At 64.4% G+C, this 19671-nt stretch carries 17 protein-coding genes and 1 pseudogene; 6 read left to right on the top strand and 12 right to left on the bottom strand.

Annotated elements, in window-relative coordinates:
• Positions 1–17: 17 nt before the first annotated feature.
• The 3 genes from ACVILH_RS09455 to ACVILH_RS09445 all read left to right on the top strand — a co-directional run bounded on the left by ACVILH_RS09455 (position 18) and on the right by ACVILH_RS09445 (position 2300).
• Positions 18–584 carry a class GN sortase gene (locus ACVILH_RS09455; protein WP_456712652.1) on the top strand — a complete coding sequence of 189 codons (567 nt, stop codon included), beginning with the start codon at positions 18–20 and terminating at the stop codon, positions 582–584.
• A 117-nt stretch (positions 585–701) separates the two neighbouring features.
• Complete coding sequence (locus ACVILH_RS09450) at positions 702–1418, top strand: DUF1614 domain-containing protein (RefSeq protein WP_456712651.1); 717 nt, start codon at positions 702–704, stop codon at positions 1416–1418.
• Positions 1419–1475: 57 nt separating this feature from the next.
• Entirely contained in the window at positions 1476–2300 is an 825-nt protein-coding gene (locus ACVILH_RS09445) for an MlaD family protein (protein WP_456712650.1), read from the top strand.
• A 29-nt stretch (positions 2301–2329) separates the two neighbouring features.
• Here ACVILH_RS09445 and ACVILH_RS09440 read toward each other — a convergent pair whose 3' ends face one another.
• The 7 genes from ACVILH_RS09440 to urtA form a co-directional block, all read right to left on the bottom strand.
• Positions 2330–2671, bottom strand: a complete 342-nt coding sequence (locus tag ACVILH_RS09440; RefSeq protein WP_456712649.1) for an FmdB family zinc ribbon protein — start codon at positions 2669–2671, stop codon at positions 2330–2332.
• A 99-nt stretch (positions 2672–2770) separates the two neighbouring features.
• Positions 2771–4000, bottom strand: coding sequence for a formamidase (gene fmdA, locus ACVILH_RS09435; RefSeq protein ID WP_035648524.1), 1230 nt, complete (start codon positions 3998–4000; stop codon positions 2771–2773).
• A 36-nt stretch (positions 4001–4036) separates the two neighbouring features.
• The gene (gene urtE / locus ACVILH_RS09430; RefSeq protein ID WP_456712648.1) at positions 4037–4726 is read right to left on the bottom strand and encodes an urea ABC transporter ATP-binding subunit UrtE; all 690 of its coding nucleotides are present in this window, start codon (positions 4724–4726) and stop codon (positions 4037–4039) included.
• A gap of 201 nt (positions 4727–4927) precedes the next feature.
• Complete coding sequence (gene urtD, locus ACVILH_RS09425) at positions 4928–5683, bottom strand: urea ABC transporter ATP-binding protein UrtD (protein WP_006615092.1); 756 nt, start codon at positions 5681–5683, stop codon at positions 4928–4930.
• Between the two features lie 10 nt (positions 5684–5693).
• Positions 5694–6827, bottom strand: coding sequence for an urea ABC transporter permease subunit UrtC (gene urtC / locus ACVILH_RS09420; protein WP_456712647.1), 1134 nt, complete (start codon positions 6825–6827; stop codon positions 5694–5696).
• 34 nt (positions 6828–6861) lie between these two features.
• Positions 6862–7788 carry an urea ABC transporter permease subunit UrtB gene (urtB, locus tag ACVILH_RS09415; protein WP_456712646.1) on the bottom strand — a complete coding sequence of 309 codons (927 nt, stop codon included), beginning with the start codon at positions 7786–7788 and terminating at the stop codon, positions 6862–6864.
• Between the two features lie 258 nt (positions 7789–8046).
• Complete coding sequence (gene urtA / locus ACVILH_RS09410) at positions 8047–9309, bottom strand: urea ABC transporter substrate-binding protein (RefSeq protein WP_456712645.1); 1263 nt, start codon at positions 9307–9309, stop codon at positions 8047–8049.
• A 182-nt stretch (positions 9310–9491) separates the two neighbouring features.
• On the opposite strand from urtA, the gene ACVILH_RS09405 reads away from it, so the two are divergent.
• Positions 9492–12866 carry a hybrid sensor histidine kinase/response regulator gene (locus tag ACVILH_RS09405; RefSeq protein ID WP_456712644.1) on the top strand — a complete coding sequence of 1125 codons (3375 nt, stop codon included), beginning with the start codon at positions 9492–9494 and terminating at the stop codon, positions 12864–12866.
• The gene (locus ACVILH_RS09400) at positions 12856–13773 is read left to right on the top strand and encodes a response regulator (RefSeq protein ID WP_456712643.1); all 918 of its coding nucleotides are present in this window, start codon (positions 12856–12858) and stop codon (positions 13771–13773) included. Before ACVILH_RS09405 ends, ACVILH_RS09400 begins: the two co-directional genes overlap by 11 nt.
• Before the next feature lie 228 nt (positions 13774–14001).
• Here ACVILH_RS09400 and ACVILH_RS09395 read toward each other — a convergent pair whose 3' ends face one another.
• Both ACVILH_RS09395 and ACVILH_RS09390 read right to left on the bottom strand, forming a co-directional pair.
• A complete protein-coding gene (locus ACVILH_RS09395; RefSeq protein WP_456712642.1) occupies positions 14002–15504 on the bottom strand; it encodes a flavin-containing monooxygenase in 1503 nt (500 codons plus the stop codon).
• A 106-nt stretch (positions 15505–15610) separates the two neighbouring features.
• On the bottom strand, positions 15611–16378 hold the full coding sequence (locus tag ACVILH_RS09390) for a S1 family peptidase (protein WP_456712641.1): 768 nt from the start codon (positions 16376–16378) through the stop codon (positions 15611–15613).
• Between the two features lie 129 nt (positions 16379–16507).
• Between ACVILH_RS09390 and ACVILH_RS09385 the strand changes: the two genes are divergently transcribed.
• Positions 16508–17146 (top strand): HAD-IA family hydrolase, encoded by a 639-nt coding sequence (locus tag ACVILH_RS09385; protein ID WP_456716917.1) that lies wholly within the window; start codon positions 16508–16510, stop codon positions 17144–17146.
• A gap of 26 nt (positions 17147–17172) precedes the next feature.
• On the opposite strand, the gene mtnA is transcribed toward ACVILH_RS09385, so the two are convergent.
• From mtnA to ACVILH_RS09370, 3 genes and pseudogenes are all read right to left on the bottom strand, one after another.
• Positions 17173–18279, bottom strand: a complete 1107-nt coding sequence (gene mtnA, locus ACVILH_RS09380) for an S-methyl-5-thioribose-1-phosphate isomerase (RefSeq protein ID WP_456712640.1) — start codon at positions 18277–18279, stop codon at positions 17173–17175.
• A 13-nt stretch (positions 18280–18292) separates the two neighbouring features.
• Positions 18293–19169: pseudogene (locus ACVILH_RS09375) on the bottom strand (S-methyl-5'-thioadenosine phosphorylase).
• A gap of 83 nt (positions 19170–19252) precedes the next feature.
• Positions 19253–19525: a phosphopantetheine-binding protein gene (locus ACVILH_RS09370; RefSeq protein WP_456712639.1), complete on the bottom strand. Its 273-nt coding sequence runs from the start codon at positions 19523–19525 to the stop codon at positions 19253–19255.
• Positions 19526–19671: the final 146 nt, after the last annotated feature.

Raw genomic sequence — 19671 nt, 5'->3', positions numbered from 1 at the left:
GGACGAGAGGAGATAAAATGCCCCGTCTTGTCATCGCGCTCGCAGTCGCGCTTGTCGGACTCATCCTGTTCGGCCACGGTGCCCTCATCCATGCCAAGGCGGTCGTCGCGCAGCTGCTGCTCGATCGTGCCTTCAGCCAGACCATCGCCACCGGCCAGCCGGTCAAGCCGTGGTCCTGGGCCGACACCGTCCCGGTGGCCCGCATCGAGGTGAAGCGGCTCGGCGTCTCGACCATCGCGCTGGCCGGCTCCAGCGGGCAGGCGCTGGCCTTCGGCGCCGGCCACGTCGAGGGCACGGCCGAGCCGGGCGAGCCCGGCATCGCCGTCTACTCCGCGCATCGCGACACGCATTTCCGCTTCCTGAAGGACCTCAGGATCGGCGACGAGATCGACATCGTCCGGCGCGATGGGCGGAGCTTCCGCTACCGGGCCGATGCAACGCGAGTGGTCCGCTTCGACGAATCCGGCATCGATCCGCAGGCCGACGATGCCCAACTGGTGCTGTCGACCTGCTGGCCATTCGACGCGCTGACCCAAGGCCCCGAGCGATACCTGCTGCATGCCACGCTGATCACCGACCGATGAACAGAGCAAGCATGGCGGACCTTGGGAACCAAGCACCGAATGCCCATTTGTCACGATGCCGCCGGGATGGGATGATCCCGCCTGGACGACACGTCTCAATTGCGCAGCGCTTTCGCCATGCATTCCCAAGTTCATTACCTGCCGATCACGCCCGCCTTCTTCGCCATCCTGGTGCTGGCGTTCGGCGTGCTGCTCATCCTGATCCAGCTCGGCATCCTGCGCTATGCCTACATGAAGCTCGGCGTCAGCTCGGGCACGGCGATGCTGCTGCTGCTCGGCTCCCTGGTCGGCAGCTATTTCAACATTCCGATCACGATGCTGGCGGGACAGGTCGCGCGTTCCGGCGAGGTCATCGACTTCTTCGGCATGCAATATGTCGTGCCGCTGGTGCATCAATGGCCCGGCACCCTGCTGGCGGTGAATGTCGGCGGCGCCGTGATCCCGACCTTGATGTCGAGCTATCTCGTGCTGCGCTACCAGCTGTGGCTGCGCGCCACGATCGCGGTGCTGGTGATCGCGGTGATCATCCACGCCATGGCGACACCGGTGCAGGGGGTCGGCATCGCGGTGCCGGTGTTCGCACCGGTGGTCGTGACCGCGATCCTCGCCTTCCTGCTGTCGCGCGACTACGCGGCGCCGCTGGCCTATATCGGCGGCTCGATGGGCACGCTGGTCGGCGCCGATTTGATGAACCTCGGCAAGATCGGCAGCCTCGGCGCGCCCGTGGCCTCGATCGGCGGCGCCGGCACGTTCGATGGCGTGTTTCTCACCGGCATCCTCGCGGTGCTGCTGGCGGGCCTTGCCGCGCCCTCCCGCCCAGGTCTCGCGCGCTGAGCTTCCCCCTCGGCAGGTTAGTCGCTAAAATCGCGTTGAGGCAGCCACGGACCCGGAATGCGCGCGATCAATCTCATTGTCGGAACCCTGACGATCGCGGCCGTGGCGGCCGGGATCAGCGGCGTCCTGATCAAGCAGAAGCGCCGCATCGCCGAGCAGCGCAGCACCATGCGCGTGGTGTTCGACGGTGGCTCCGCGGCGGGCCTGCGCAAGGGCGGCCCGGTGAATTTCGACGGCGTGCAGGCCGGGCAGATCCTGTCGATCAATCTCGAGAGCCCGCGCAAGATCGTCGCCATGATCACGCTCGACAAGTCGGCGCCGATCCGCAAGGACACCACGGCCGGCATCGAGTTCCAGGGCCTGACCGGGATCGCGGCGATTTCGCTGGTCGGCGGCGCGCCGACGGCGCCGCCGGTGCCGCTGGATCACGACGGCGTGCCGGTGCTGACGGCCGATCTCAAGGACCAGGAGACGATGGTCGAGACGGTGCACAACATCGACAACTACGTCGTCAGCAATGCGCCCGCGATCAAGGAGGCGCTGCAGAGCTTCGAGACAGAGACTGCCGCGTTGCAGGCCAAGACCGCGGCCTTCGACTCCGCGATCGACAAGGCCGAGGACATTTTCAAGGGCTTCGATACGCTGGTGACCAAGATCGACGGCGCCATTCCCGGCTTTGCCGATGGCAATCCCGGCCAGCTGTTCGATCAGATCAAGTCGATGCGCGAGCTGGTCGACAGCTTCAGGCGCAAATCGGCCAAGGTGATCGACGAGAGCCGCAAGACGCTGGTCGACATCAGCGACGGCGCAAATTCGATGAGCGCGAAGTTCGGCGGCCAGCCGGTCGCGCCGGGACCGCGGCGGGTGCCGGCGTCACGCTGAGGGGCGGACGCACCGCCCCTCGCGTTCGTTCAGTGGCTGATCATCCACGGCCGCGCCGTCGGAAAGCCCTTGGCGCCGCTCTTGGACTTGGTCATCAGCCGCGGCGACTTTTTCGGCGAGCAGCAGCCGCAGCCCGGACCATGCTTGGCCTTATATTCCGCGAGCGTCTGCGGCGCGTGGCGGCTGCGCTCGTTGGTGGCATGCGCCGTGCGCCGCTCCGCCGGCATGCAGGCGAAGGCGGGCGCGGTGAGGATCACGCGCGGCGCCATGTCCTGGCATTGTGGACAGACCTGCGGATCATCACATTCCGCCATCGGGCGCATGTCCGTGAACGGCCCGCATTCATCACAGAGATATTCATAGACCGGCATTGTCTCGTCTCCTGCGCAACATCGTCTCTCTCCTCGGCGCGGCGGATGCGGGGCGGCCAGATACGCAGCCGTCCCGCATCCCGTCGCACAGGGAGAGGCTTATTTATCCGGCGAGATCGGCATCTGGATATCGCCCGTGATGTGCTTGATCGGTCCGGCCGCCGACGGCATCACGTCGAAGTCGAAGATCTCGGTCGGCAGCCACAAGGTCGCGCAGGCGTTGGGCACATCGACGACGCCGGAGATGTGGCCCTGCACCGGCGCGGTGCCGAGGATCGAATAGGCCTGGGCGCCGGAGTAGCCAAACTTCTTCAGGTATTCGATGGCGTTGAGACAGGCCTGGCGATAGGCGATGTGGACGTCGAGGTAGTGCTGCTTGCCGGCCTCGTCGACCGAGATGCCCTCGAAGATCAGGTAGTCGCGATAGTTCGGCGTGATCGGCGACGGCTTGAAGATCGGGTTCTTGATGCCGTATTTCGCCACGCCGTCCTTGATGACGTCGACCTTGATGTGCAGCCAGCCCGCCATCTCGATGGCGCCGCAGAAGGTGATCTCGCCGTCGCCCTGGCTGAAGTGCAGGTCGCCCATCGAGAGGCCGCCGCCGGGCACATAGACCGGGAAGTAGATCTTCGAGCCGCGCGACAGGTCCTTGATGTCGCAATTGCCGCCATGCTCGCGCGGCGGCACGGTGCGGGCGCCCTCGGCGCCGATCTTGGCCTTGACGTCGCCCTTGGCCTGGCCGGCATGCGCGGTCGGCGCGAACGGCGGATTGGCGAGGCCCGGCACGCGAGTCGGGTTGGTCGCGATCAGCGCGGTCTCGCGCTCGTTCCAGGTCGCGAGCAGCTTCGGATCGGGCAGACAGCCGATCAGGCCGGGATGGATCAGGCCGGCGAAGTTCACGCCGGGCACATGCCGCGACGAGGTGTAGAGACCCTTGATGTCCCAGATCGACTTCTGCGCCAGCGGGAAATGGTCGGTCAGGAAGCCGCCGCCATTCTGCTTGGAGAAGAAGCCGTTGAAGCCCCACAGGCTCTCCTTCAGCGGACCGACATCGAGCAGGTCGACCACCAGCAAGTCACCGGGCTCGGCGCCCTTGACGCCGATCGGGCCCGAGAGGAAGTGCACGATCGACAGGTCGATGTCGCGCACGTCGTCGGCGGAATCATTATTCTTGATGAAGCCGCCGGTCCAGTCATAGGTCTCGATGATGAAGTCGTCGCCGGGATTGACCCACTCCACCATCGGGATGTCCGGGTGCCAGCGATTGTGCACCTTGTCATTCTCGTAGGCCGACTTGGTCAGATCGACCTTGATCAGTGTGTCAGGCATCAAGAGCTCCCCTTTACCTTTGCTTGGACGGAGTGGTTAGACGGACAGATATTTCGACACCTGCGCGGCATCGACGGACTCGCGCGGATCATCGCGGACGATCTCGCCGTTCTCGATCACCAGCACGCGGTCGGCGATATCGAGCGCGAAGCTCAGCACCTGCTCGGAGACGACGATCGACAGCCCCTTCTCGTCGCGAATGCGCTTCAAGGTGCGCGCCATCTCCTTGATGATCGACGGCTGGATGCCCTCGGTCGGCTCGTCGAGCAGCAGCACCTTCGGCTTGGTGGCGAGCGCGCGCGCAATCGCGAGCTGCTGCTGCTGGCCGCCGGAGAGATTGCCGCCGCGGCGGCCCTTCATCTCCAGCAGCACCGGGAACAGCTCATAGATGTCGCCGGGCACCTCGGACTCGCCGGAGACGACGAGGCCGGTCTCGATGTTCTCCTTGACCGTCATGGTCGAGAAGATCATGCGGCCCTGCGGCACGTAGGCCAGTCCCTTGGCGACACGCTCGTAGCTCTTCAGCCCTGCCAGCTCAGAGCCATCCATCGCGATCGAGCCGCTCTTCGCCGGCAGGATGCCCATCAGCGACTTCATCAGCGTGGTCTTGCCCATGCCGTTGCGCCCCATGATCGCAACGATCTCGTTGGGCGCGACCTTGACGTTCAGGCCATGCAGCACCTCGCTCTGGCCATAGGCGACATGGAGATCGGAGATTGCGAGCATCAATGGCTCCTGCACAGTGATGAAATTGGGAGAGGCTGCAGTGACATCGGCGGTCTGCTCCCTCCCCCCTTGTGGGGGAGGGCTGGGGAGGGGGGTGGCCCCAAGCGAAACTGCCGCCGTGGGCCTCCTCCCCTAACCCCTCCCCACAAGGGGGAGGGGAACGCAGCGTCACCCGGAGCAGACAGGATTGCGAACATGCTCTCAGTGCCCCAGATAGACTTCGACGACCTTGGGATCGTTCTTGACCCGCTCCATCGTGCCCTCGGACAGGATCTGCCCCTGGTGCAGCACGGTGACCTTGTGGGCGATGTCCTCGACGAACTTCATGTCGTGCTCGATGACCAGCACCGAGCGGTCCTTGATGATGCGGTTGAGCAGCTCGGCAGTCTTGGCGCGCTCGCTGACGCTCATGCCGGCGACGGGCTCGTCGAGCATCAGGAGGTCCGGGTTCTGGATCAGCAGCATGCCGATCTCGAGCCACTGCTTCTGCCCGTGGCTGAGCTCCGCCGCCGAGGTCTTCAGACGATCCTTGAGGAAGATCATCTCGGCGACCTCCTCGACACGATCCTTGACCACGGCGTCGCGCTTGAAGGCGAGCGAGCCGAACACGGTACGACCGCGCGGAAACGAGATCTCGAGATTCTCGAACACGCTGAGATCCTCGAACACCGACGGCGTCTGGAATTTGCGGCCCACACCCGCCTTGACAATCTCGTTCTCGCGCAGCTTGGTCAGCTCCTTGCCGCGGAACTGGATCGAGCCGGAGGTCGCTTTGGTCTTGCCGCAGATCAGGTCGAGCACCGTGGTCTTGCCGGCGCCGTTCGGGCCGATGATGACGCGGATCTCGTTCTCCTCGACATAGAAGGAGAGGTCGTTGACCGCCTTGAAGCCGTCGAAGGAGACCGTGAGCGCTTCGACCGCGAGCAGGAATTCCTTGGGCTGATGACCGATGAGCATCGCTGTCTCCTCACTCTGCGGGGGCGCCGTCGGCGACCAGGCCGCCATTGGTTTTCTTGCTGCGCGAGGCCAACAGCCGATCGATGCGCGGCTGCACATAGTCGCCCCAGATGCCGGCGAGACCATTCGGGAAGGCGAGGACGACGGCGATGAACAGCGCACCCAGGCCGAACAGCCAGAGCTGCGGGAAGGTCTCCGACAGGCTGGTCTTGGCGAAGTTGACGAGGAGCGAGCCATAGACCGCGCCGAAAATCGAGAGACGCCCGCCGACGGCGGTGTAGATCACCATCTCGATCGACGGCACGATGCCGACGAAGGACGGCGACATGAACCCGACCTCGAGGGTGAACAGCGCGCCGCCGACCGCCGCGAACACCGCCGCCGCGCAGAAGGCGAAGATCTTGAAGTTGGCGACGCTGTAGCCGGAGAAGCGCACGCGATCCTCCTGCTCACGCATCGCCACCAGGATGCGGCCGAGCTTGGTCAGGCGGATGAACTGCGCCACCAGGATCGCGGTGAACAGGAAGAACACCTCGACGAAGTAGAGGATGTATTTGGCGTGATCGGTGCGGATGTCCCAGCCGTGCAAGGTGCGCAGGTCGGTGATGCCGTTGATGCCGCCGGTGTAGCCCTGCTGTCCGACGATCAGGATCGTCATGATCGCCGCGATCGCCTGGGTGATGATCGCGAAGTAGACGCCGCCGACCCGGCGCTTGAACATGGCGGCGCCGATGATGAAGGAGAAGATCGCGGGCACCAGGATGATCGCAGCCAGCGCGAACGGGAAGCTCTGAAACGGCTTCCAGAAGAACGGCAGCGCGGTCAGCTGATTCCAGTCCATGAAGTCCGGGATGCCCGGCGTCGACTGGATCTTGGTGTTCTCGACGCTGGAGGCCTCCAGCTTCAGGAACATCGCCATGCAGTAGCCGCCGAGGCCGAAGAACACGCCCTGTCCGAGGCTGAGAATGCCGCCATAGCCCCAGCACAGCACCAGGCCGATGGCGACGAAGGCATACGTCAGATATTTCGCGACGAGGTTGAGACGGAAGATGTCGAGCGCCAGCGGCAGGATGACGACGAGCAGCAGCAGCAGGGAGACGAAGCCGATGAGCTCCGATCGGTTGAAAAAGCGCGAGTTGATCATGGCCGGGCTTTCTTGTTGAACTGACGGAGCTGGCTCATTTGCGGACCTTGAGGGCGAACAGGCCCTGCGGCCGCAGCATCAGGATGGCGACGATCGCGAGCAGCGTGAGCACCTTGGCCATCGAGCCGGACATGAAGAACTCCATGGTCGACTGCGCCTGGGAGATGGTGAAGGCCGAGGCGATGGTGCCGATCAGGCTGGCGGCGCCGCCGAACACGACGACCAGGAAGGTGTCGACGATGTAGAGCTGGCCGGCGGTCGGACCGGTCGAGCCGATCATGGTGAAGGCCGAGCCGGCGACGCCGGCGATGCCGCAGCCGAGACCGAAGGTGTAGCGGTCGACCTTCTCGGTGTTGATGCCGACGGCGCCGGCCATCACCCGGTTCTGCACGACCGCGCGGACCTGCTTGCCCCAGCGCGACAGGAACAGCACGTAGGCGACGACGATGGTGATCAGGATGGTCAGGCACATCACGAACATGCCGTTGATCGGGATCTGGATGGCGTCGGTCGCCTGCCACGAGCCCATCATCCATTCGGGAAGCTCGACACCGACCTCGCGAGCGCCGAACACGGAGCGATAGGCTTGCTGGAGGATCAGGCTGAGGCCCCAGGTGGCGAGCAGCGTATCGAGCGGACGCTTATAGAGGCGGCTGATCATCGCCCATTCGACCAGCATGCCGAGCGAGCCGGAGGCGATGAAGGCTAGCGCCATCGCGACGAAGAAATAGCCGGGGAACAGGGCGGGGAGGAAACTCTGGAAGGCGTTCGACGTCATCCAGGTGACGTAGGCGCCGAGGATCATGAACTCGCCATGAGCCATGTTGATCACGCCCATCTGGCCGAAGATGATGGCAAGCCCCAGCGCCATCAGCACGTAGACCGAAAACAGGATGAGGCCCGCGAAGCCCTGCATCGCGAAGATGGCCCCGAGGTCGCCGATGGAATAGTCGCCGAACATGATCCGTCCTCTTATGATGCGTGGTGTCTGTTCTCGATGCGCATCGATGTCCGGTGCGCATTGGCTCGCGGATAGAGCGCCTCAGGAAAGGTCGTTCCCTCCCCCCTTGTGGGGGAGGGCTAGGGAGGGGGGTCCACACGACGAGCTGTGCGTGGGGTACCCCCCTCCCCAACCCTCCCCCACAAGGGGGGAGGGAGCGCACTTGTCGTGTGGCGGCAGCATCGCTTGATCAGCTAAGCGAAGGACCAGGCGCTCGACTTACTGATAGCCCTTCGGGAACGGATCGGGCTCGACCAGGTCGGCGGTCTCGTAGATCAGCTCGTACTGACCGTCCGCCTTGGCGCGGCCGACGCGGGTCTTGGACCAGAGATGGTGGTTCTCGTGGATCCGGACGTAACCTTCCGGCGCGCCCTTGAACTCGATGCCGGGCGAGGCGGCCGCGACCTTGTCGATGTCGAAGCTGCCGGCCTTCTCGACCGTCAACTTCCACAGCCACGGACCGAGATAGGCAGCCTGGGTGACGTCACCGATCACGGTCTTCTCGCCCCACATCTTCTTGAACGCCGAGACGAAGGCCTTGTTGTTCGGGTTATCGAGCGACTGGAAGTACTTCATGCAGGCATAGGCGCCCGCGATGTTCTCACCGCCGATGCCGTCGATCTCGTCCTCGGTCACCGAGATCGTCAGCAGCGTCTGCTTCGACATGTCGATGCCGGCCGCCTTGAGCTGCTTGTAGAACGCGACGTTAGAGCCGCCGACGATGATCGCGTAGATCACGTCCGGCTTGGTCAGCTTGATCTTGTTGATGACCGAGTTGAACTGGGTGTGGCCGAGCGGGAAGTATTCCTCGCCGACGACCTTGGCGCCCTGCAGATGGCCCTCGATGTGCTTGCGGGCGATCTTGTTCGAGGTGCGCGGCCAGATGTAGTCGGAGCCGAGCAGATAGAAGGTCTTCGCGCCCTTGGTCTTGTTGACCCAGTCGAGGCCAGCGATGATCTGCTGCGTGGCTTCCTGGCCGGTATAGATGACGTTCTTGGACTGCTCGAGGCCCTCGTAGAAGGTCGGGTAGTACAGCATGCCATTGTACTGCTCGAATACCGGCAGCACGGCCTTGCGCGAGGCCGAGGTCCAGCAGCCCATCACGGCCGCGCACTTGTCGTTGACCAGCAGCTTCTTGGCCTTCTCGGCGAATGTCGGCCAGTCCGAGGCGCCATCTTCCTGGATGAACTTGATCTTGCGGCCGAGCACGCCGCCCGAGGCGTTGATCTGCTCGATCGCGAGCTTCTCGGCCTGCACCGAGCCTGTCTCCGAGATCGCCATCGTGCCGGTGACCGAATGCAGAATGCCGACGGTCACTTCGCTATCGGTGACTGCAAGGCCAGTGGTGTTGACAGCAGAGGTTGCGGGGCCGGCGCCGAACGAGGGGCGCGGCAGCATGGCAAGCGCCGGGATGGCGGCCATTCCCATCATCAATTGGCGCCGAAGTGGCGACTTCAGGCCTTTTTTAGCTTCGTCTGACATGAGCACCCCATTCATTGGTTCGAGGACACGCGTTAGGTCGAACCAAGGATGGCGCGCTTCATGCACTGCACGGATACGCAAGATTGCGTATACTGCACCGCAAAAGCGCGACGTAGGCTCTACGCAGATCTCGCGACGGGCAGGACGAAGCGCGCAGGCGCTTCGCGTGAGGAGTTATAAGAGTGGCAGGGCGGCAGCGGATCGACCGCGTCAGGCGCCAATACAACCAGTGGGTCGCCAACCAGACGTTGGAGGACTACGCACTTCGTTTCACCGCCAAGAGCGCCCGGCGCTGGTCAGCCGCCCGCGTCGCCAATACCGCACTCGGCGCGATCTCGTTCCTGGCGCTGGAGGCGATCGGCGGGACGATCACGCTGAACTATGGCGTCACCAACGCCACCGCCGCCATCCTCGTCGCCAGCCTGATCATCTTCTGCTGCGGCCTGCCGATCGCCTATCATGCGGCCAAATGCGGCATCGACATCGACCTGCTGACCCGGGGCGCCGGCTTCGGCTATATCGGCTCGACGATCACCTCGCTGATCTACGCCTCCTTCACCTTCATCTTCTTCGCGATCGAGGCCGTCATCCTGGCCTCTGCGCTGGAGATGTGCTTCGGCATCCCGCGCCCGATCGGCTATCTCATCAGCGCCGTCGTCATCATCCCGCTGGTGACCTACGGCATTACCCTGATCAGCCGCTTCCAGCTGTGGACGCAGCCGCTCTGGGTCGTTCTGCACATCCTGCCTTTTGCCGCGATCGCCTATGCCAGCCCGCATTCCTTTTCCGACTGGCAGCAATTTCCCGGCGAACACGGCGATCTCTCGGGGCATCTCGATCTGGCGCTGTTCGGCACCGCCGCCGCCGTCGTCTTCTCGCTCGTCGCGCAGATCGGCGAGCAGGTCGACTTCCTGCGCTTTCTCCCGCGCGATCGCCGGACATCGAAGCTCTCCTGGTGGATCGCGCTGCTGTCCGCCGGGCCGGGCTGGATCGTGCTCGGCGCGCTGAAGCTGATGGCGGGATCATTCCTCGCCTTCTTCGCCCTCAGTCACGGCGTCTCGGCCGATCATGCGGCCGAGCCTGCGCACATGTATCTCGAAGCATTCCGCTACGTGCTGGCGCGGCCGGACTTGGCCTTGGCCCTGACCGGCACCTTCGTGATCCTGTCCCAGATCAAGATCAACGTCACCAATGCCTATGCCGGTTCGATCGCCTGGTCGAACTTCTTCTCGCGGCTGACGCACAGCCATCCAGGCCGCGTCGTCTGGCTGGTGTTCAACGTCGTCGTCGCGCTGCTCTTGATGGAGATCGGCGTCTACAAGGCGCTGGAGCAGACCTTGGCGCTGTACTCCAACATCGCGATCTCCTGGGTCGGGGCGCTGGTCGCCGACCTCGTCATCAATAAGCCGCTCGGCCTGCGCCCGCCGCAGATGGAGTTCAAGCGCGCGCACCTGTACGACATCAATCCCGTCGGCGTCGGCGCGATGACCATCGCCACCATCGTCTCGATCAGCGCCTTCTATGGCCTGTTCGGGCCGACCGGAAAGGCGCTGTCGACCTTCGTCGCGCTCGCCGTGGCCCTCGTGACCGCGCCGGCGATCGCTTATCTCACCGACGGAAAATACTATCTCGCCCGCAAGCCCAAGCGCAGCTGGCAGAATATCGAGCAGATCAAATGCTGCATCTGTGAGCATCATTTCGAGCCGGAGGACACCGCCTCCTGCCCGGCCTATGCCGGTCCGATCTGCTCGCTGTGCTGCTCGCTCGATGCCCGCTGCCATGATCTGTGCAAGCCGCATGCGCGGGCGCAGGCCCAGGTGTCGGCGGCGCTCGGGGGCATGTTGCCGCAATCGGTGCTGGCGAGGATCAACTCGCAATTCGGACATTACGTCGGCGTGTTCCTGACCTCGGCCGGCCTCGTCGCGCTGACGCTCGGCATGATCTATCTGGAGACCTCGGCGGCGCTGCCCGGCTACCGCGGCATCATCTCCGACGTGCTGTGGAAGGTGTTCTTCGCGCTATCGATCATCATCGGCGTCGTCGCCTGGCTGTTCGTGCTGGCGCAGCAGAGCCGCCGCGCGGCCGAGGCCGAGACGCGGCGGCAGACGCAGTTGCTGATCCAGGAGATCGATGCGCACAAGCGCACCGATGCCGAGCTGCAGCGCGCCAAGGAAGTGGCGGAATCCGCCAACCTCGCCAAGAGCCGCTACGTCGTCGGCCTGAGCCACGAGCTGCGCTCGCCGCTCAACGCGATCTCGGGCTATGCGCAACTGCTCGAACAGGATGCGAGCCTTGCGCCGAAGCCGAAGGATCAAGTGCGTGTGGTTCGCCGCAGCGCCGACCACCTCTCGGGGCTGATCGACGGCATCCTCGATATCTCCAAGATCGAAGCAGGACGGCTGTATCTGTCGCGCGACGAGGTCCGCTTGAGCGAATTCCTGGATCAGCTCGTCGGCATGTTCCGGCTGCAGGCCGCCGCAAAGGGTGTCGACTTCGTCTTCAAGCGTCCCGCCGTGCTGCCGCTGGTCGTCTATGCCGACGAGAAGCGGCTGCGGCAGATCCTGATCAACCTGCTGTCGAATGCGATCAAGTTCACCCAGGAGGGCAGCGTCCAGTTCGTCGTGCATTATCGCAGCCCGGTCGCCGAATTCGAGGTGATCGATACCGGCCCCGGCATCCAGCCCGACGATCTTGAGCGCATCTTCGCGCCGTTCGAGCGCGGTGCGCTCGGCGCCGCACAGCCGCAGACCGGCACGGGCCTTGGTCTCACGATCAGCCGACTGCTTGCGGGTGTGATGGGCGGCGACATCAAGGTGGAGAGCAAGGTCGGCGCCGGCAGCACATTCAAGGTGAAGATCCTGCTGTCCGAGGTGACCAATCCGACGCGGCATGCGCCGGTGAAGGCACCTGTCGCCGGCTATCTCGGGCCGCGCAAGACCATCCTCGTCACCGATGATGATCCGGTGCATCGCGATCTCCTGCGCGAGGTATTGACGCCACTCGGCTTCATCCTGCTCAGCGCGCCGGATGGCGCCGCGTGCCTGGCGCTGGCGCAGCATTGCCAGCCGGACCTGTTCATCCTCGACATCTCGATGCCCGGCATGGACGGCTGGACCGTCGCCGAGACGCTGCGCAGCAGCGGTCATCATCAGGCGCGCATCCTGATGACGTCAGCGAGCGCGCTGGAAGCTCATGGCAGGCCGCTGGCGCAGCCGTTCCATGACAGCTATTTGATGAAGCCGATCGACATTCCCCGACTGCTGGAGGCCATCCGCCAATTGCTCAAGCTCGAATGGAGCTATCAGACCAACCAACAGGTCATCCAGCCGCACTGGCGGCCCGACACCGGCTCGCGCCCGCCGCTGAAATATGTCGAGGAGCTGATGGGCCTCGGACAGATCGGCTATATCCGTGCCATCCAGCTCAAGCTTGACGAGATCGGCAGCGCGCACCCAGAGCATGCCGCATTCGTGGCCCAGATGCGCATGTTGATCGATCGCTTCGATCTCGATCAGTACATGGCCACTCTGAAGACCTTGCACGCCTATGAACACTGACAGCAAAAAGCGCGATGTGGCGCTGGTCGTCGACGACTCGCCGGAGACGCTCCGGCTGCTGACCGACGCGCTGGACGGCGCCGGCATGACCGTGATGGTCGCACTCGATGGCGCCGCCGCGATGCGCATCGTCGACCAGATCACGCCTGATATCATCCTGCTCGACGCCGTCATGCCCGGCATGGACGGATTCGAGACCTGCCGCAAGCTCAAGCGCGAGGCGGGACTGTCCAACGTCCCCGTCATCTTCATGACGGGCCTCGCCGACACCGAACACATCGTGCAGGGGCTGGAGGCCGGCGGCGTCGACTACGTCACCAAGCCCATCGCGGTCTCGGAGATGCTCGCGCGCATCCGCGTGCATCTTGCCAACGCGCGGATGACGCAGAGCGCGCGCGCCGCGCTCGACGTCTCCGGCCGCTTCCTGCTCGCGGTCAATCGCGAGGGACGGCTGATGTGGGCGACGCCGCAGGCCCAGAAGCTGTTGTCCGACAGCTTTGGCGCGACTGAGGAGCTGGTGCTGCCGGACGCCCTGCGGCAATGGCTGGACCAGGCGCAGAACGGCAAGGGTAGCGCCAAGGCTGCCGCCTCGCTCCCCGATCATCCGGAGTTGCGGCTGTACTACATGGGCGGCGCCGGCCCGAACGAGTTCCTGCTGCGGCTCGCCAAGGAATCCACGGGCGAGCTGCCCAAGCAGTTTTCCAGCGAGTTCGGCCTCACCACGCGCGAAGGCGAGGTGCTGTCCTGGCTATCCAAAGGCAAGACCAACCGCGACATCGCGCAGATCCTGGGGCTCAGCCCGCGCACCGTCGACAAGCACCTGGAACAGATCTACGCCAAGCTCGGCGTCGAGAACCGCACGGCAGCCGCGGCGATTGCGACAGGGCTGGCACGACGGGAAAGTTGAGGCGGGCGTCGCACTCGGGAGTGCGGAGTGAAACTCGCTGTCGTCCCGGGCAAGCCTGACGACGCACAGCGTCAGCGGGCGCCGACCCGGGACCCATACCGCGTGATCTGTCTTGGGGCAGGATGTGAGCTGGCGTCGTGCCCAACACACCCGGCGGTGGTTATGGATCCCCGCTTTCGCGGGGATGACACCGTTGGGGTGCAGCAGCCTGACTCAAGCAGTCAGCACTCACCCATAAACAAACGCCGGATCATCCAGATCGATCGCCGGAATCTCGTCCTTCTCGCTCCAGTAATCCTGGCTGTGTTGCCATTCCGGCTTGTCGCCCCGCTTGGGAAGCAGATGCATGTTGCGCATCATGTAGCCGGGATTGAAGTTCTCCGGATCGATCCACGGCAACCGCGGCATGTTGTGGTCCTCGGGCCGCAGCGTCGGCGTCACCTTGTGGACGCCCTTCGCCTTCATATGCGCGAGCAGCCGACACACGAACTCCGCGACGAGATCAGTCCGCAACGTCCAGCTCGCGCGGAAATAGCCGAACACCCAGGCGAGGTTCGGCACGCCCGTGAACATCATGCCGCGATAGGTCACGGTGTCGCCGAAATCGAGCGGCTTGCCGTCGATGGTGAACGCGATATCGCCGAGCACGCACAGATCGAAGCCGGTCGCGGTGATGATGATATCGGCCTTGAGCTCATCGCCGGATTTCAGCTTGATGCCGCATTCGGTGAAGCGCTCGATCTCGTCGGTGACGACGGATGCCTTGCCGCTCTTGATGCCTTCGAACAGATCGGCGTCGGGCACGAAGGCGATGCGCTGCCGCCACGGCCGATAGCTCGGCGTGAAATGCTTGGCAGCATAGTCCGGTCCGATGATGGCGCTGATCTGCCCGATCAGCTCCTTCTTCACCTGCTCGGGCTCGCTTAGGCAGCGCTTGGTGAACCAGTCCTGCTCGAACAGGATCTTGCGCCTGACGATCTCGTGGATCCACTCTTCCTTGATCTGCAGCCGGCGCAGCTCCTCGGCCAATTCGATCGCGTTGCGACCGATGCGGAAATAGGTCGGCGAGCGCTGCAGCATCGTGACATGCGCGCATTTGCCGGCGATCGACGGCAGGATCGTCGCCGCCGTCGCACCGGAGCCGATCACGACGACCTGTTTCCCCGTGAGATCGATATCGTCGGGCCACACCTGCGGATGCACGATGCGGCCCTTGAACTTCGCCATATCGGGCCACTCGGGCGTATAGCCCTTCGAGTGTCGATAATAGCCCTGGCACATCCAGAGGAAGTTCGCCGTGATCGTGACGGGCTCCTGGGTCTCGCCCTTCACGGCGTGAACCGTCCAGAGGTTGGTCGCGCTCGACCAGCTTGCGGAGACGATGCGGTGGCCATAGCGGATGTGGCGGCCGAGATCGTTCTCCTCGATCACGTCACCCATGTATTTGAGAATTTCTTCCGCGGTCGCGATCGGCGGTCCGACCCACGGCTTGAAGCTGTAGCCGAAGGTGTGCAGGTCGCTATCGGAGCGGATGCCGGGATAGCGATGCGTCCGCCAGGTGCCGCCAAAGCTGTCCTGGCTTTCCAGGATCACGAAGCGGGCGTCGGGCATCTGTTTGCTGAGCTGATAGGCGCTGCCGATGCCGGAGATGCCGGCGCCGACGATCAGCACGTCGAAATGTTCGGTCGCGTGAGCGGACGCGGCCTCGCGAATGGGCGCGATGACGTTCATGAGAGTCCTTGGGCCTTGGTGTTATTGTTTCCGCGCTGCACAGGCTGAACCTGATCACGAGGATGGTCAACCCGCGACGCGCGGTCGCAACCCAGCCCAGACGATCTCAATTTCCGCCGAGCGGCATGCCCCATTGCCGAGCGGTCTGCACGATCCAGTCGCGATACAGCGTCAGCGGCGTGACGCCGGTCATGCCGCCGCAACCATCCGTCAGGTTGGGTCCGGTCGACCACGAGATGACCCCAATCAGCACCTCGCCTTGCGCCTGCGTCTCGAACGCAGGCCCACCGGAATCGCCGGTGCAGCCGCCGAGCCCGGGCTTGGCTCCTTGCGTCGCCGGATCGACGAGCCGGATCTGCAATGTTCCAGGCTTGCCCGTCGCGACCAGCGGCGCCGCGCGCACCACGCCACCGCTCTTGCCGTCGCCAGGGATGGCCACGCCGATCCCCGCAACCCTGAACCGGTTGCCGGCGGCCAGCGGCGACTGCGGCATGCCGACCGCGACAGGAACGCGCTCTTTCGTCGGTGCTTCCAACTCCAGCAGCGCGACATCGGCAGTGGCGCGATGCGCCGCGATCGACTGCGCGCTGAAGGCGGGGTGCACGGCCACGCGCCGCACCGTCTTGAGAAGCGGCTTGCGGTCGCGGTCGTATTCCACGATGCGGTAATCGACTCCCGGCTGCACGCAGTGACCCGCGGTCAAAACCAGCTTCGGAGCGATGAGAGCGCCGCTGCAGAAATTGCCGCGTGAGCCGACGATCGTGACCACGGAGCGTCCGATACCATCGTTGATCGCTGGTGCGCTACCGACGATCGCAAATGCCGGCGACCCGGCCAGCAGCGTGGAGACCGAGATCGAGAGAAACCGTTTCATGGCTGCGAGCAATAGCCGGTGACGTCGATATCGCCAAGAGATGCGGCATGTGGATCGTTGCCGCGAATCGCCAAGCGCCGCGTCCCGTGTTAGCGATCACGTCGGGAGATCGAAACGAAGGAATTGGCAGTGATGGTCGAGGCGGTGATCTTTGATTTTGGTGGCGTGATGACGACCTCGCCCTTCGAAGCCTTCGCGCGGTTCGAGAAGGAGCGCGGCTATCCCGTCGACATCATCCGCAAGACCAACGCCGCCAACCACCTCGAAAACGCCTGGGCGAAGTTCGAACGCGCGGAGATCGACCTCGACACGTTCGACCGGCTGTTCGCCGAGGAGTCTCTGGCGCTTGGCGGCGCCGCCGTCAGCGGCCGCGAGGTGCTGCCGCTGCTGGCCGGCGACCTCCGTCCCGACATGGTCGAGGCTCTGCGCCGCATCAAGTCGGAGTGCAAGACCGGCTGCATCACCAACAACCTGCCGGCCAACGCGATCGGCAGCCAGGGCGGCCGCTCGTTCTACGTCGCCGAGGTGATGGCGCTGTTCGACCATGTGATCGAGTCGGCCAAGATCGGCCTACGCAAGCCCGATCCGCGCATCTACCAGATGATGACCGAAGCTCTCGGCATCAGTCCGGCGGATTGCGTCTATCTCGACGATCTCGGCGTCAACCTGAAGCCGGCGCGTGAGATGGGCATGACGACGATCAAGGTCCTCAGCGCCTCGCAGGCAATTGCCGAACTGGAAGCGGCGACCGGGCTGTCCTTGCGCTGACCGTCGTCCCGGCTTCGCGATGACGGCTAATAGTTTGTCTGTGTTGCCCGTTCGGGAAACGCAGTAGCCAATGCCGCGCCATCGGCCTGCAGCACGCCACGTTCGGTGATCAGTCCGCTCACCAGCCGCGCCGGCGTGACGTCGAACCCATAGTTCGCCACAGGTGACCCCGGCGGTACAATGCGAACGGTCTCGATGCGGCCATCGGCGGTGCGGCCCGTCATCTCCGTGACTTCCTGTGCGCTGCGCTGCTCGATCGGGATCTGCCGCCCGTCGGCAACGGCAAAGTCGATCGTCGGCGACGGCAGCGCGACATAGAACGGCACGCCGTTGTCATGCGCCGCCAGCGCCTTCAGGTAGGTGCCGATCTTGTTGCAGACATCGCCATTGGCGGCGACGCGGTCGGTGCCGACGATCGCGAGATCCACCATGCCATGCTGCATCAGATGGCCGCCGGTGTTGTCCGGGATCACGGTATGTGCGACGCCATGATGGCCGAGCTCCCATGCCGTGAGCGAAGCCCCCTGGTTGCGCGGCCGCGTCTCGTCGACCCAGACATGGATCGGAATGCCGCGATCATGGGCCAGGTAGATCGGCGCCGTCGCCGTGCCCCAATCGACCGTCGCCAGCCAGCCCGCGTTGCAATGAGTCAACACGTTGACGACGTCACCCGGCTTCTTGCGCGCTGCTGCGGCCTCGATCAGCGCGAGACCATGCGCCGCGATGCCCTGATTGATGGTGACGTCCTCGCCGGCGATGTCGACCGCACGCGCATAGGCCGCGTCGCGCCGCTCCGATGGCGCCAGCCGGCGCAACATCGTGCTCATGGTGTCGAGCGCCCATTTCAGATTGATCGCCGTCGGCCGCGTCGCGATCAGCATCTCGTAAGCGCGGTCGATCCCAGGGTCGGAGCGATCGTCGCGCATCGCCAACGCCATGCCGAAGGCTGCGGTCGCCCCGATCAGCGGCGCACCGCGCACCAGCATGTAGCGGATCGCATCCGCCGCTTCCTCGCAGGTCGTGATCTTCGCCACGACAAACTCATGCGGCAGCCGGCGCTGATCGATGGCACAAACCGTCCAGCCGTCGGCATCGAGCCAGATGCTGCGAAAATGCTTGCCATCCACCTTCATGTTCGACCTCCGGTCAGCCGCGCAGAATGCGGCCGGCGACCGCATCGAGCTTCTTGAGGAGATCGGGATCGCGGGCGTCCGGGGCCGTGATCAGCGCTGTATCGAGCGCGCGATCCGAACCGATCGGGCACGGCTCGTGCTCACGCGGGAACTCGCGGGCGAGCCCGCGCCACCAGCCCCTTGGCCTTGTCCGCGTTGGTGGTGAGCACACGGATGATGTCCTGCACCGTGACGGCGTCATGGTCCGGATGCCAGCAGTCGAAATCCGTCACCATCCCCACGGTCGCGTAGCAGATCTCGGCCTCGCGGGCGAGCTTGGCCTCGGGCATGTTGGTCATGCCGATCACCGAATAGCCTGACGACTTGTAGGTCATGCTTTCGGCATAGGTCGAGAACTGCGGCCCCTCCATGCAGACATAGGTGCCGCCGCGCGCGACCGTGATGCCCTCGGCTTCCGCGGCGGCAGCCAGGTGAATGCGCAGCCGCGGCGACACCGGATGCGCCATCGAGACATGCGCAACGCAGCCCTTGCCGAAGAACGAGCTCTCCCGCTTGTAGGTCCGGTCGACGAATTGATCGACCAGAACGAACGTGCCCGGCGGCAGCTCCTCCTTGAAGGAGCCGCAGGCGGACAGCGACACCAGGTCGGTGACCCCTGCGCGCTTCAGCACGTCGATATTGGCGCGATAGTTGATGTCGGACGGCGACAGCCGGTGCCCCTTGTCATGGCGGGGGAGGAACACGATCGGCAGGCCCGCGATGGTTCCGCGGCGCAACGGCGCCGAGGGCTCGCCCCAAGGGCTCGCGATCACCTCCTCGCGCGCATCTTCCAAGCCCGGCAGGTCATAGATGCCCGAGCCGCCGATAATGCCAAGCACAGCCTTCGTCATGACGTCCCCATCTCCATCGGAGACGAGAATGCCAGCTTTGGACCAGATTGGAAACCGTGACGCGGACCGGGGCCGCGGCCGGATCAGGCCGCCTTTGCGGCCGCCAATTGACCGGCGACGAGGCGCTCGAGCGTCGCCACCGACTGGAAATTCTCCGGCGTGATGAGCTCCTGCGGAATCGTGAAATCGAACTCCGCCTCGATCGCCAGCATCAGGTTGACCATGTCCATCGAGGTGAGGCCGGCATCCACGAGCTTCGTATCGGCCGCAAGCTCGGCAGATATCCCGTTCTGGAGGAGGATGTCCCGCACCAGCGTGACGACGCGGTCTGAAATATCGGCTTTGAAATTCGGCATGTCGTTTCTCATTTGCAAGACAGCAGACGCGTGATCCACCTGTCGGTTGCCTCGATCGTAGAGATAACGCGGATGCCGCAGCGAAAGCGTTACACAAGCGCGGCGCTCTACCTCTGAATTTGTCTTAACGCTAACGCGTTAGCTCC

Source organism: Bradyrhizobium sp. USDA 4353, from assembly GCF_054063215.1.
Note: the sequence above shows the minus strand (reverse complement) of the source record. Positions and strands in the feature narration are given on the sequence as shown.

Excerpts from the sequence above, each read along its gene's own strand:
- ACVILH_RS09455 (WP_456712652.1), top strand. The coding sequence starts at position 18 with ATGCCCCGTCTTGTCATCGCGCTCGCAGTCGCGCTTGTCGGACTCATC.
- ACVILH_RS09450 (WP_456712651.1), top strand. The coding sequence starts at position 702 with ATGCATTCCCAAGTTCATTACCTGCCGATCACGCCCGCCTTCTTCGCC.
- ACVILH_RS09445 (WP_456712650.1), top strand. The coding sequence starts at position 1,476 with ATGCGCGCGATCAATCTCATTGTCGGAACCCTGACGATCGCGGCCGTG.
- ACVILH_RS09440 (WP_456712649.1), bottom strand. The coding sequence starts at position 2,671 with ATGCCGGTCTATGAATATCTCTGTGATGAATGCGGGCCGTTCACGGAC.
- fmdA (WP_035648524.1), bottom strand. The coding sequence starts at position 4,000 with ATGCCTGACACACTGATCAAGGTCGATCTGACCAAGTCGGCCTACGAG.
- urtE (WP_456712648.1), bottom strand. The coding sequence starts at position 4,726 with ATGCTCGCAATCTCCGATCTCCATGTCGCCTATGGCCAGAGCGAGGTG.
- urtD (WP_006615092.1), bottom strand. The coding sequence starts at position 5,683 with ATGCTCATCGGTCATCAGCCCAAGGAATTCCTGCTCGCGGTCGAAGCG.
- urtC (WP_456712647.1), bottom strand. The coding sequence starts at position 6,827 with ATGATCAACTCGCGCTTTTTCAACCGATCGGAGCTCATCGGCTTCGTC.
- urtB (WP_456712646.1), bottom strand. The coding sequence starts at position 7,788 with ATGTTCGGCGACTATTCCATCGGCGACCTCGGGGCCATCTTCGCGATG.
- urtA (WP_456712645.1), bottom strand. The coding sequence starts at position 9,309 with ATGTCAGACGAAGCTAAAAAAGGCCTGAAGTCGCCACTTCGGCGCCAA.
- ACVILH_RS09400 (WP_456712643.1), top strand. The coding sequence starts at position 12,856 with ATGAACACTGACAGCAAAAAGCGCGATGTGGCGCTGGTCGTCGACGAC.
- ACVILH_RS09395 (WP_456712642.1), bottom strand. The coding sequence starts at position 15,504 with ATGAACGTCATCGCGCCCATTCGCGAGGCCGCGTCCGCTCACGCGACC.
- ACVILH_RS09390 (WP_456712641.1), bottom strand. The coding sequence starts at position 16,378 with ATGAAACGGTTTCTCTCGATCTCGGTCTCCACGCTGCTGGCCGGGTCG.
- mtnA (WP_456712640.1), bottom strand. The coding sequence starts at position 18,279 with ATGAAGGTGGATGGCAAGCATTTTCGCAGCATCTGGCTCGATGCCGAC.
- ACVILH_RS09370 (WP_456712639.1), bottom strand. The coding sequence starts at position 19,525 with ATGCCGAATTTCAAAGCCGATATTTCAGACCGCGTCGTCACGCTGGTG.